This is a genomic window from Vibrio sp. 070316B (assembly GCF_013114115.1).
Taxonomy (GTDB): domain Bacteria; phylum Pseudomonadota; class Gammaproteobacteria; order Enterobacterales; family Vibrionaceae; genus Vibrio; species Vibrio chagasii_B.
This window is the reverse complement of sequence record NZ_VTYC01000015.1, coordinates 106,385-119,257: the sequence shown is the minus strand read 5'-3', so window position 1 is coordinate 119,257 and position 12,873 is coordinate 106,385. Positions and strand designations below refer to the sequence as shown.

The 12,873-nt window shown below is 45.2% G+C and carries 9 protein-coding genes, 1 tRNA gene and 1 rRNA gene; 5 read left to right on the top strand and 6 right to left on the bottom strand.

Annotation, left to right across the window (positions count from 1 at the left end; genetic code table 11):
* From F0251_RS13400 to F0251_RS13385, 4 genes are all read right to left on the bottom strand, one after another.
* Positions 1-1,452: ribosomal RNA gene (locus F0251_RS13400) — 16S ribosomal RNA — on the bottom strand; the annotation flags it as partial.
* 257 nt (positions 1,453-1,709) lie between these two features.
* On the bottom strand, positions 1,710-2,963 hold the full coding sequence (locus F0251_RS13395; protein WP_171731153.1) for an HD-GYP domain-containing protein: 1,254 nt from the start codon (positions 2,961-2,963) through the stop codon (positions 1,710-1,712).
* 83 nt (positions 2,964-3,046) lie between these two features.
* Positions 3,047-3,454: a VOC family protein gene (locus F0251_RS13390; RefSeq protein WP_008224717.1), complete on the bottom strand. Its 408-nt coding sequence runs from the start codon at positions 3,452-3,454 to the stop codon at positions 3,047-3,049.
* Positions 3,455-3,931: 477 nt separating this feature from the next.
* Positions 3,932-4,016 (bottom strand) — tRNA-Leu (locus tag F0251_RS13385).
* 194 nt (positions 4,017-4,210) lie between these two features.
* On the opposite strand from F0251_RS13385, the gene F0251_RS13380 reads away from it, so the two are divergent.
* Positions 4,211-4,687, top strand: coding sequence for an RDD family protein (locus tag F0251_RS13380; protein WP_004738663.1), 477 nt, complete (start codon positions 4,211-4,213; stop codon positions 4,685-4,687).
* A 60-nt stretch (positions 4,688-4,747) separates the two neighbouring features.
* On the opposite strand, the gene lptG is transcribed toward F0251_RS13380, so the two are convergent.
* Positions 4,748-5,818 carry an LPS export ABC transporter permease LptG gene (lptG, locus tag F0251_RS13375; RefSeq protein ID WP_061033892.1) on the bottom strand — a complete coding sequence of 357 codons (1,071 nt, stop codon included), beginning with the start codon at positions 5,816-5,818 and terminating at the stop codon, positions 4,748-4,750.
* Positions 5,819-5,821: 3 nt separating this feature from the next.
* Complete coding sequence (gene lptF / locus F0251_RS13370; protein ID WP_032498526.1) at positions 5,822-6,922, bottom strand: LPS export ABC transporter permease LptF; 1,101 nt, start codon at positions 6,920-6,922, stop codon at positions 5,822-5,824.
* Positions 6,923-7,114: 192 nt separating this feature from the next.
* Here lptF and pepA point away from each other — a divergent pair, with 192 nt between their 5' ends.
* The 4 genes from pepA to F0251_RS13350 all read left to right on the top strand — a co-directional run bounded on the left by pepA (position 7,115) and on the right by F0251_RS13350 (position 12,793).
* Positions 7,115-8,635, top strand: coding sequence for a leucyl aminopeptidase (gene pepA, locus F0251_RS13365; protein WP_004738667.1), 1,521 nt, complete (start codon positions 7,115-7,117; stop codon positions 8,633-8,635).
* Between the two features lie 99 nt (positions 8,636-8,734).
* Positions 8,735-9,184, top strand: a complete 450-nt coding sequence (locus tag F0251_RS13360) for a DNA polymerase III subunit chi (RefSeq protein ID WP_171731152.1) — start codon at positions 8,735-8,737, stop codon at positions 9,182-9,184.
* Positions 9,185-9,286: 102 nt separating this feature from the next.
* The gene (locus tag F0251_RS13355) at positions 9,287-12,160 is read left to right on the top strand and encodes a valine--tRNA ligase (RefSeq protein ID WP_061033894.1); all 2,874 of its coding nucleotides are present in this window, start codon (positions 9,287-9,289) and stop codon (positions 12,158-12,160) included.
* Positions 12,161-12,394: 234 nt separating this feature from the next.
* Positions 12,395-12,793: a DUF2061 domain-containing protein gene (locus tag F0251_RS13350; protein WP_004738671.1), complete on the top strand. Its 399-nt coding sequence runs from the start codon at positions 12,395-12,397 to the stop codon at positions 12,791-12,793.
* Positions 12,794-12,873: the final 80 nt, after the last annotated feature.

The window sequence follows — 12,873 nt, the reverse complement described above, 5'->3', positions numbered from 1 at the left end:
AAGGTTAAACTACCCACTTCTTTTGCAGCCCACTCCCATGGTGTGACGGGCGGTGTGTACAAGGCCCGGGAACGTATTCACCGTAGCATTCTGATCTACGATTACTAGCGATTCCGACTTCATGGAGTCGAGTTGCAGACTCCAATCCGGACTACGACGCACTTTTTGGGATTCGCTCACTCTCGCAAGTTCGCTGCCCTCTGTATGCGCCATTGTAGCACGTGTGTAGCCCTACTCGTAAGGGCCATGATGACTTGACGTCGTCCCCACCTTCCTCCGGTTTATCACCGGCAGTCTCCCTGGAGTTCCCGACATTACTCGCTGGCAAACAAGGATAAGGGTTGCGCTCGTTGCGGGACTTAACCCAACATTTCACAACACGAGCTGACGACAGCCATGCAGCACCTGTCTCAGAGCTCCCGAAGGCACACCTGCGTCTCCGCTGGCTTCTCTGGATGTCAAGAGTAGGTAAGGTTCTTCGCGTTGCATCGAATTAAACCACATGCTCCACCGCTTGTGCGGGCCCCCGTCAATTCATTTGAGTTTTAATCTTGCGACCGTACTCCCCAGGCGGTCTACTTAACGCGTTAGCTCCGAAAGCCACGGCTCAAGGCCACAACCTCCAAGTAGACATCGTTTACGGCGTGGACTACCAGGGTATCTAATCCTGTTTGCTCCCCACGCTTTCGCATCTGAGTGTCAGTATCTGTCCAGGGGGCCGCCTTCGCCACTGGTATTCCTTCAGATCTCTACGCATTTCACCGCTACACCTGAAATTCTACCCCCCTCTACAGTACTCTAGTTCACCAGTTTCAAATGCAGTTCCGAGGTTGAGCCCCGGGCTTTCACATCTGACTTAATGAACCACCTGCATGCGCTTTACGCCCAGTAATTCCGATTAACGCTCGCACCCTCCGTATTACCGCGGCTGCTGGCACGGAGTTAGCCGGTGCTTCTTCTGTTGCTAACGTCAAGAGATGCCGCTATTAACGACACCCCCTTCCTCACAACTGAAAGTACTTTACAACCCGAAGGCCTTCTTCATACACGCGGCATGGCTGCATCAGGCTTTCGCCCATTGTGCAATATTCCCCACTGCTGCCTCCCGTAGGAGTCTGGACCGTGTCTCAGTTCCAGTGTGGCTGATCATCCTCTCAGACCAGCTAGGGATCGTCGCCTTGGTGAGCCATTACCTCACCAACTAGCTAATCCCATTATCATTCCAACAGAATGATAATGAATTGACTGTGCCGATAATAAATTATCGATTGGTCACTCAGTTCATTGAAATCAAGTTGAAACCGAAGTTTCATTTTTGATATTCATCAACGAGTGCCCACACAGATTGATAGGTTTAAATTGTTAAAGAGCTTCTCTTCGTTGTGACCTGCGTCACTTCGTAAGAGGCGGCCATTCTAGCGACTTAATTCTCAGTGTCAAACACTTATTTGGAATTAATTTCTACTTTCTAAAAGTAGGAGTGAATTATCACTCAAAGCTAGTTGCCTTTACTAACATTCTTCGCTGAAGCCTTGTGGCGTCTGCCGTGTCAGTGAGGCGGCATTATAGAGACGCCGCTCATATTGGCAAGCATTAAATGCATTTTTTATTGAAAAAAGAGGTTAAACGAAGACATTTCAACCAAGGGCTTATTTGTACCACTTTAAGCCCAACTTTCGAACAAATTACTCACAGAACCCTGTGGATAACTACTCACCACTATCAAAGAAGTAAGACAACCGGGACCTAGGGTTTAGGTACTCTCTTACTTGTTCAGGTAGTTTGTTGGGATTAACCGCATTAACGATTTTTATATCTTTAGCAAGCAGGTCGATTACCGGAGCTTGTGTTCTGGGCACGCTAGGGTCATACGTCAGCACATTGGGATAAAGCATATGCTTGGCATTTACCGAAATAACAATACCAATTGAATCATTGGAGAGCTGAACCACGGTTCCTGGCGGGTACACTCCCATGAACTTAACCAATAGACTTAAGTTGTCTTGGCTATATAGGTGTTTGCAGTTCTTATATAAGTGAGAAAGCGATAGGTAAGGGATCATTGGCGGTGACTGTGTTTTACCATGGCACAAGTTATCGAATGCATTGGCAACTGCTACTATCTTGGCAAACTCATCAATCTCTTCTTCCTTTAAGCCTTCTGGGTAACCAGAGCCATCATTCATCTCATGATGCTGAGCAATTACCTTTTTAGCTGTTTCAGGAAAATCATCTATTGCAGAAACGATATCCGCACCATACTTAGTATGGAGCTTTAAGTAGTTCTCTTCTGGCACCGTCAATGCGCTCTGCTTTCTTAATATAGCGACGGGTATTTTGATTTTGCCCACGTCATGGAATAACGCAGCAAAAGAGAGAGCTTTCAGTTGTTGTGTGTTGTAGCCTTTAGCTTTGCCGATCATCATGGCAACAACAGCAACATTTAGTGTGTGGAAGTAGATATCTTCAAAGTCAGCTTTACCATTCATTAGGTGGAGTGTGACGTTATCATCACATACTAATGTTTCGACAATATCATCAACGAGAGATTTCACCTCTCCTACCGCATCCAAAGGACGATTGCGAATTTTGGTCATGACTGAGCGCATTCGAGCAAGTGAACGCTCAAACTCTTTCTCACAGTTACTCACTCTGCGTCGGTAAGAACTTAAAGTTTCAATGCGATCATGCTTTTCTTGCCACATTTTTTCAGCTTCAAGACTAACCTGTAAGTCATCACCTGATTCCAACTCAACCATATGGTTAACCGGCAAAGGTGAAGTATCACTTTGATTAAGGTTTATATAGACGTGTTTGATACCAAGGTGTCGAATGATCTTAACCTGAGCATCGTCTTTTATTTTAAAGCTATTGAATAGAAACGGGTGTTCATTCCACTTGACGGGAAGTCGTATATGTAGACCGGGCTGGATGCGATCTACGGTAATTTTTATGCTGCCCATTTTTATATATAACGTTGATTAATAATCTCTATTTATAATTCTAATAAAACCAAGCAGCAATTTCACTATCCTATTTCACAGGTTCAGTTTAAAGAGTCGCAATGCACCATCCATCTTATACCGAACTTATCTTCAACTTTGCCAAACCTAGCGCCCCAAAACGTGTCTGCAAGCGGCGTCATAATTCGCCCACCCTGTGTTAGTTTTTCAAAGATCTGCTCTTGGGTCGCGGTATCATCTGTAACGAGAGAAAGAGCAAGATTATTCCCTTCGAGTTCTTTAGCTTTAACCCCATCAGACATCATCAGCTTCATACCAAAGGCTTCGAATTCAGCATGCATGATCCAATCAGGCTGCGCTCCCTCTATTACCTGTGGAGCATCACTAAAGAGTTGTTTCGATAAGACAACTCCACCAAAGCATTTATGATAAAAATCCAACGCCTCGCCACAACGACCATCGAAAAATAAGTAAGGGGTTACTGTCAGCATATCTTTCTCCTCTATTGCTACTTTAAACATAGACAATAGAAGCAAAAATTACAGGTAACAGGCTGATTTCAGATGATTAATTTATTGAAGGTTATTACTACGATGGGAATTGATGAGATTTATGAATGAAACATCAAGATCTGACTGATTCGTAATTTGCATCCGAGCCAACAAGCTGGATTTCAAATTCACAAACGCCCAAAACGACGAAAGGTCGCTATAAAAGCGACCTTTCTATATATGGTACCGGTTTAGGCGGACTGATTGGACAGGCATTCCTGCCGCTACCACGAAGGCAACGCTTTCCAAATTCCAGATACAACAAAGCCCCAACTTTCGTTGAGGCTCTGTCTTAAAATATGGTACCGGTAGGCGGACTGATTGGACAGGCATTCCTGCCGCCACCGCGAAGGCAACGCTTTCCAGACTCCAGATACAACAAAGCCCCAACTTTCGTTGAGGCTCTATCTTAAAATATGGTACCGGTAGGCGGACTTGAACCGCCACGCCCGAAGGCAACGGATTTTGAATCCGTCGTGTATACCAATTTCACCATACCGGCATTATCGTGGGCATTGCCCTGTCGATGTTTGGCATTATACGTAAGCAAGCTGATGTGGCAAGCATAAAAACTTGAATTCACGTGTGTTTGCCGATAATTTCGCCACTAAGTCATAAGCTGTGCGTCATGTCTCTTTTCACGCTCTGCCTTAAACTATATTCTGACGCCTAAATTTTAGAAGAAGTAATAACACCATGACATCTACCAACACACTGCCACCAGCTGGAATGATGCGCCGATTCGGTGCTTTGTTCTATGACGCTCTTATCGTGATCGCTATTGAAATGATGGCAGCTGGCGTCATTATCGCTTTACTGCATGCGCTTATGGCTCTTGGCATTTTTGACCACAGTGGTTATGCCGATGTCAGTGACTTCCTAACCAACCACCCTATCTGGAGCCCGGTTTACACATTTTATCTAGTAGCGGTTTGGGTTTACTTCTTTGTGTTCTTCTGGACTCGAGCGGGTCAAACTCTGGGAATGAGAGCGTGGAAACTCCGCGTTCAGAACAAAGATGGTTCTGCGATTACTGTCACTCAAGCTCTTATTCGCTTAGGAACCTCTGGTTTTGGTTTAGCCAACCTATGCGTTCCCTTAGATCCTCAAAAGCGTGGCTTTCACGATATCTGGGCGAAGACCGAAGTGGTTGTGTTACCTCAAGCGCGATAGTGCTTCTAAACAGCTTCAATCAAGATAAAAAAAGGAAGGCGTTATGCCTTCCTTTTTTATTTATAGTTTCCGCCTCAAGAGCATCACGGCTATTCCGAGGAATACGACACTTGGGGCTAACGCACCAAAGGCCGGCGGTATCTGATACACCAAACTCACAGGGCCAAAGAACTCACTTGATATATAGAAGGTAAAGCCTGCGATAACACCAGATAGGATCCTTGCCCCCATGGTCACACTACGCAGTGGACCAAAGATAAATGACAGCGCCATCAACATCATCACCGCGATAGAGATTGGCTGGGTTATCTTTCTCCACAACGCCAACTCGTAACGCGCAGCATCTTGTTCTGAAGCTTTCAGATAAGATACGTAATCATACAAACCACTCAATGACAGCTCTTCTGGTTTCACTGTCACGATCGCAAGCTTGTCTGGTGCAAGTGATGTTTTCCAAGTGTATGTTGGCAAATTCTCTTTCGTTATCTGCAGTTCATTTTCAAAAGAAGTAACAACAACATCTTTCATCGTCCAAACGTTGTCTCCAACGTAATCCACTTCTTTAGAATAGATAGCGGTTTTCAGAGCCTTATTTTCATCAAAGCGCCACATGTTCATGCCATATAGCTTGTCATCGTCGATTTTGACAATAAAGATGAAATCATTGGCATCACGAGCCCAAACACCGCTTTGCGTGGAGATGATATTCCCCCCTGCAATCGATATGGTTCTTAAGTCACGAGCCATCTTTTGCGCTTGAGGCGCGCCCCATTGCCCTAATAGCGTCACCACTATCATTAATGGAATCGCTGTCTTAAGTACCGAGAAACCGATATCAAGTTTAGAGAAACCCGCCGCCTGCATTACTACCAACTCAGAGCTCGCCGCAAGCATACCCAATCCGATCAATGCACCAAGTAAAGCTGCCATTGGGAAAAACATTTCGATATCACGTGGGATACTTAACAAAACAAAGTACAGAGCTTGAAGCAGATCGTAGGTACCACGACCAACTTTTCTCAGCTGCTCTACATACTTGATGATCCCTGAAAGGCCAACAAACGTCACCAGTACAAGTGACGTGGTTGCGATGATTGTTCTGCCTATATATAAATCGAGAATCTTAAACACGGCTTAAGCCAACCTCTTATTCTTGAATTTTTCTTTCAAACGCCTTACTGGCACGCTATCCATAAAGTTTGCACCAATCGCGACAATTAACAACAATGCATTGATTGGCCACATGCCGACTACTGCAGGGATACTGCCCTCTTCTATTGCTGATTTGGTTGCACTGATTGCCAAGAAGTAGGTCAGATAAATCAAAATCGCAGGACCAATCTTAGCGAAACGTCCCTGCCTTGGGTTTACCGCCGAGAGTGGCACAACAAGCATGGTCAACAACGGAATACAGAGTACCAATGAAATACGCCATTGCAATTCAGCTTTTGCGCTATTGTTTGGGTTACCAACAAGGTCAAGTGTCGGAATCGCTTCCCAGTCACGACCTTTCTTCTCAACTTCTCGCTGACCAATCAAGCCTTCATACTCTTCGAAGTGTGTCACCATATAGTCAAGACGAGTTGGAACACCTTCATGACGAGTACCATCGTACATCACGATGACTTGGCGGCCATCGCTGAGCTCTTTTACATCGCCCGACTTCGAGTACATTACACTTGGAAGCACAGAATCACGCGGACGCATTTGAGCAACGAACACGTTTTCTAGCTTATTCCCATCAATATCATCGATGAACACCACAGACGAACCATCTGGCGTTCCTTCAAATTTACCCTTTGGTAGCAAATCAACACTGTTCTCTGCTGCCACTTCCTCATACATCTGTTCAACCTTGTCTTGCGACCAAGGAGATAACCAGAATGAGTTAAAAGCGGCAACCGACGCAGTAATCAAAGCTAAGTAGAGTGCCGATTGAATCAGGAATTTGTTACCTATACCGGTCGCGTTCATGACCACTATTTCACTTTCAGCGTAAAGACGACCAAAAGTGAGCAAAATACCAATATAGATACTGAGCGGAAGCATCAATAAGCCCATCGCTGGCATATTTAGACTAACGATCGACAAGATTAGACTCGCAGGGATAGCACCATCAGAGGCGTCCGCTAACACACTGATGAATTTTTGGCTGAGAAACACGAGAAAGAGAACAAAAAAGATCGCAAATTGGCTCTTGATTGTCTCGCGGATCAAATATCTAACAATAATCACGCTCAAATTACCTATACAAAACTTGTTTTTTTGATTGAATCACTATAATTTCCCGTTGAACCTTTTATTTTTTTAAATTTTTAGCTAAGTGTTAGCGTTCTTCTTTAAGGTTAGTTCCATTATAGGATCCAACAAGTAAGAACCCATTATCTAACATTTAGTTCGATTTGTCTTCAGGATGTAGGAGTACGCATGGAGTTCAGTGTAAAAAGTGGCAGCCCAGAGAAACAACGCAGCGCATGTATCGTTGTCGGTGTATTCGAACCGCGCCGCCTTTCTCCAGTAGCCGAGCAATTAGATAAGATTAGCGATGGCTATATTAGTTCACTGCTTCGTCGCGGTGATCTAGAGGGTAAACCTGGCCAGATGCTACTACTGCATCAAGTACCTGGTGTACTTTCAGAACGTGTTCTACTTGTAGGCTGTGGTAAAGAGCGTGAGCTAGGCGAGCGTCAATACAAAGAAATTATTCAGAAAACCATCAGCACACTAAACGAAACAGGTTCTATGGAAGCCGTATGTTTCCTAACAGAACTGCACGTTAAAGGCCGCGACACTTACTGGAAAGTTCGTCAAGCGGTAGAAGCGACTAAAGATGGTCTTTACACATTTGACCAATTCAAGAGCAACAAGCCAGAGACTCGTCGCCCACTACGTAAATTGGTATTCAACGTACCAACACGTCGTGAACTGAGCCTAGGTGAAAAAGCGATTGCTCACGGTCTTGCTATTGCTTCAGGTGTAAAAGCATCTAAAGACCTTGGCAACATGCCACCAAACATCGCTAACCCAGCTTACCTTGCCTCTCAAGCTCGTCGCCTAGCTGACGACTTCGAAACCGTAACGACTAAGATCATCGGTGAAGAAGAGATGGAAAAACTGGGCATGACCTCTTACCTAGCGGTGGGTCGTGGTTCAAAGAACGAATCTATGATGTCTATCATGGAGTACAAAGGCGCACCAGATTCTGATGCAAAACCGATTGTACTTGTTGGTAAAGGCCTAACGTTCGATTCAGGCGGTATCTCACTTAAGCCAGGTGAAGGTATGGATGAGATGAAGTACGACATGTGTGGTGCTGCGTCTGTATTCGGTACAATGAAAGCGCTAGCTAAATTGAACCTGCCTATCAATGTTGTCGGTATTCTTGCTGGTTGTGAAAACATGCCAGGTAGCAACGCTTACCGCCCAGGTGACATCCTAACGACGATGTCAGGCCAAACAGTTGAAGTCCTAAACACTGATGCTGAAGGTCGCTTGGTTCTTTGTGATGCGCTAACTTACGTTGAGCGTTTTGAACCAGATTGCGTGGTTGACGTTGCAACACTAACTGGCGCGTGTGTTATTGCTCTGGGTCACCACATCAGTGGCGTTCTATCGAACCACAATCCTCTGTCTCACGAGCTAGTCAACGCTTCTGAGCAAGCAAGTGACCGTGCATGGCGTCTACCAATGGCAGACGAGTACCATGAGCAGCTAAACAGCCCATTTGCTGATATGGCAAACATCGGCGGCCGCCCAGGCGGTACTATCACTGCAGGTTGTTTCTTGTCTAAGTTCACTAAGAAATACCACTGGGCTCACCTAGATATCGCAGGTACAGCTTGGAAATCTGGCGCAGCAAAAGGCTCGACAGGTCGTCCTGTCTCAATGCTAGTCCAATTCTTATTGAACCGCAGCGGCCAAGAGACTGAAGAGCAATCTTCAAAATAATAAGAAGGGCCTACGGGCCCTTTTTTAATAAGCGCTATTTGTGAGAGTCTATTGACCAAGTAAGATAAATAGCCACGATTTACAGTTCGAGTATTAAGTATGCAGACCGCTACGTTTTACATAGTGTCATCAGACAGCCCGCAAGCGAGTGAAGAAGGTTTCGCTAACTATGTGCTGTTTCTTGCTCAGCACTTTGCAAAACAAGGCGCTAAACTTTATCTCAACTGTAATGACAAAACCCATGCCGAGCGTATCGCAGAAGTTTTCTGGCAAGTCGATCCCAGTGAATTTATTGCGCATAACTTGGTTGGCGAAGGCCCGAAGTATTCAACCAATATTGAGATTGGTTACCAAGGTGTAAAGCATAATTGGAATCGTCAGCTAGTAATTAATCTGGCCGATAATCATACAACCTTTGCGAACGCCTTTGCTCAGGTGATAGACTTCGTCCCTTGCGAAGAAAAAGCTAAGCAACTCGCTCGAGAAAGGTATAAAATTTACCGTCAGGCTGGATATCAGCTACAGACTATCGAGATTCAACATCCATAGTCAAACCTCATAGATAAAGCTATCTTTGAATTTAGATTCAAGAAGCTTCACTTATGAAGTTTGACCACGATTAACCATTCACAGTATCCGTTTAAGAGCACTATGGAAAAGACATACAACCCAACATCAATCGAACAAGCTCTGTATCAGACTTGGGAAGAGAAAGGCTACTTTAAGCCACACGGTGACACATCAAAAGAAGCTTACAGCATCATGATCCCGCCACCGAACGTCACTGGTAGCCTACACATGGGTCACGCGTTCCAAGACACTATCATGGATACTCTAATCCGTGCTGAGCGTATGAAAGGCAAGAACACGCTTTGGCAAGTAGGTACTGACCACGCTGGTATCGCAACTCAAATGGTTGTTGAGCGTAAGATCGCGGCAGAAGAAGGCAAAACTAAGCACGATTACGGCCGTGATGCTTTCATCGACAAGATCTGGGAATGGAAAAACGAATCTGGTGGCACAATCACTAAGCAACTTCGTCGTCTAGGCGCATCGGTAGACTGGGACCGTGAGCGTTTCACTATGGATGATGGCCTATCTAACGCTGTTCAAGAAGTGTTTGTTCGCCTATACGAAGATGACCTAATCTACCGTGGTAAGCGTCTAGTAAACTGGGATCCAAAACTGCACACAGCAATTTCTGATCTTGAAGTTGAAAACAAAGACAAAAAAGGCCACATGTGGCACTTCCGCTACCCGCTAGCAAACGGCGTAAAGACAGCTGAAGGCAAAGACTACATTGTTGTTGCGACAACTCGTCCAGAAACAATGCTTGGCGATACTGGTGTTGCTGTAAACCCAGAAGATCCACGTTACAAAGATCTTATCGGTAAAGAAATCCTACTTCCTATCGTAAACCGCCTTATCCCTATCGTAGGCGATGAGCACGCAGATATGGAAAAAGGCACAGGTTGTGTGAAGATCACCCCTGCTCACGACTTTAACGATTACGAAGTTGGTAAGCGTAACAACCTACCAATGATCAACATCCTAACTTTCAACGCAGACATCCGTGATGCGGCTGAAGTATTCACTACTAATGGTGAAGCTAGCGATGTTTACTCTACAGAACTGCCTGCTAAGTACCACGGCATGGAGCGTTTTGCTGCTCGTAAAGCGATCGTTGCTGAATTCGAAGAACTTGGTCTTCTTGACGAGATCAAAGATCACGACCTAACGGTTCCTTACGGCGACCGTGGTGGCGTGGTTATCGAACCAATGCTAACTGACCAATGGTACGTACGTGCTGCACCTCTTGCTGAACCTGCTGTTAAAGCGGTTGAAGATGGTGATATCCAGTTCGTTCCTAAGCAGTACGAAAACATGTACTTCTCTTGGATGCGTGACATTCAAGACTGGTGTATCTCTCGTCAGCTTTGGTGGGGTCACCGTATCCCAGCATGGTACGACAACGACGGCAACGTATACGTAGGCCGTACTGAAGAAGAAGTACGTGCAAACAACAACCTTGCACCAGTAGTTGTTCTTCGCCAAGACGACGACGTACTAGATACATGGTTCTCTTCTGCACTATGGACATTCGGTACTCAAGGCTGGCCAGAGCAAACTGAAGACCTGAAGACATTCCACCCTTCAGACGTTCTAGTAACTGGCTTCGACATCATCTTCTTCTGGGTTGCGCGTATGATCATGATGACCATGCACTTCAACAAAGACGAAAATGGTAAAGCACAAGTACCATTCAAGACAGTTTACGTAACGGGTCTAATCCGTGACGAAAACGGCGACAAGATGTCTAAGTCTAAGGGTAACGTACTTGACCCTATCGACATGATCGATGGTATCGACCTTGAGTCTCTAGTAGAGAAGCGTTGTGGCAACATGATGCAGCCTCAGCTAGCGAAGAAGATCGAGAAGAACACGCGTAAGACTTTCGAGAACGGTATCGAACCATACGGTACTGATGCACTGCGTTTCACTCTTGCTGCTATGGCTTCAACTGGCCGTGACATCAACTGGGACATGAAGCGTCTTGAAGGTTACCGTAACTTCTGTAACAAGCTATGGAACGCAAGCCGTTACGTACTGATGAATACAGAAGAGCACGATTGTGGCATGTCACTATCAGCTGAAGACCGTGCAAACATGGAATTCTCTCTAGCGGATAAGTGGATTGAATCTCAGTTTGAACTAGCAGCGAAAGAGTTTAATGCTCACCTAGACAACTACCGTCTAGACATGGCAGCAAACACGCTTTACGAATTCATCTGGAACCAATTCTGTGACTGGTACCTAGAGCTAACTAAACCGGTTCTATGGAAAGGCACTGAAGCTCAGCAACAAGCAACTCGCTACATGCTGATCACTGTTTTAGAGAAAACACTGCGTCTTGCTCACCCAGTACTTCCTTACATCACTGAATCTATCTGGCAGAGCGTTAAGCCGCTAGTAGATGGTGTTGAAGGCGACACTATCATGACTCAAGCGCTTCCTCAGTTTAACGAAGAGAACTTCAACGCTGAGATCGTAGAAGATATCGAATGGGTTAAGACTTTCATCACTGCTATCCGTAACCTACGTGCGGAATACGACATTGCACCTAGCAAAGGCCTAGAAGTAATGATCAAAGTTGCTAGTGAGAAAGACGCTGCGCGTATCGAAGCAAACAAGGTTGTTCTGAACTCTCTTGCTAAGCTAGATAGCCTAACTGTTCTTGCTCAAGATGCTGAGACTCCAGCATGTGCGACTAAGCTAGTGGGTCAATCTGAGCTGATGATCCCAATGGCCGGTCTGATCGACAAGGACGCAGAACTTGCTCGCCTTGATAAAGAAGTGCAGAAAACTCACGGCGAAATCAAGCGTATCGAAGGCAAGCTAGGTAACGAAGGTTTCGTTGCTAAAGCACCTGAAGCGGTTATCGCGAAAGAGCGTGAGAAGCTAGTGGGTTACCAAGAGACACTAACTAAGCTTGAAGAGCAAAAAGCGACCATCGCAGCTCTTTAAAATCCTCGCTCCATGAGAAGCCTTTAAACTTCTCGTTACAGATAAAAAGGTTGGCCTTATGGTCAGCCTTTTTTTATGCCATTGGATTTATCACCCAATAACAGCACTTTCCAAACTTCGCCGGCAATTTGATAGCTTTTGCCTATCAAATTAATCTCTAATACCCATTTCATTTAATGATAATAATTCTCAATAATAGCTCTATCGAAACAACACAACGATTGAGTAATTATCATGAAAAAGACACTAACCTTTGCTGCATTACATTTTACTATCGCATTTAGTGTCGCTTACGTACTAACAGGCGACATCTTAATTGGTAGCTTAATTGCCATGATTGAGCCCTCTGTAAATACGGTCGCCTTCTATTTTCATGAAAAGGCGTGGGCTCAAGTTCCAGCGCTTAAAGCTCGTCAGTGGATGACCAAATTAAAAACCGCCAGCTTTGCGACCATCCACTTCAGTGTTGCTTTTACCGTGGTCTACTTGCTGACTGGTGACGCCTTTGTTGGTGGTGTGATGGCGATGCTAGAGCCCGCTCTAAATACAGTCGCGTACTACTTCCATGAGAAAGTGTGGTTACGTAAATCAGACGCTCAAGCACCACAATTTTGCGTCCACCAGCACGCTTAAACAGAGAATCGAATCTTACCCATTGACAAAGTTGCGCACCGCAATTAAATTAATTGCAGTGCGCAACTTTATTTTTGAGG

What these genes read in the sequence shown, in the direction of transcription:
- F0251_RS13355 (WP_061033894.1), top strand. Translation starts at nt 9,287, where the DNA reads ATGGAAAAGACATACAACCCAACATCAATCGAACAAGCTCTGTATCAG.
- F0251_RS13380 (WP_004738663.1), top strand. Translation starts at nt 4,211, where the DNA reads ATGACATCTACCAACACACTGCCACCAGCTGGAATGATGCGCCGATTC.
- F0251_RS13390 (WP_008224717.1), bottom strand. Translation starts at nt 3,454, where the DNA reads ATGCTGACAGTAACCCCTTACTTATTTTTCGATGGTCGTTGTGGCGAG.
- F0251_RS13360 (WP_171731152.1), top strand. Translation starts at nt 8,735, where the DNA reads ATGCAGACCGCTACGTTTTACATAGTGTCATCAGACAGCCCGCAAGCG.
- F0251_RS13395 (WP_171731153.1), bottom strand. Translation starts at nt 2,963, where the DNA reads ATGGGCAGCATAAAAATTACCGTAGATCGCATCCAGCCCGGTCTACAT.
- F0251_RS13350 (WP_004738671.1), top strand. Translation starts at nt 12,395, where the DNA reads ATGAAAAAGACACTAACCTTTGCTGCATTACATTTTACTATCGCATTT.
- pepA (WP_004738667.1), top strand. Translation starts at nt 7,115, where the DNA reads ATGGAGTTCAGTGTAAAAAGTGGCAGCCCAGAGAAACAACGCAGCGCA.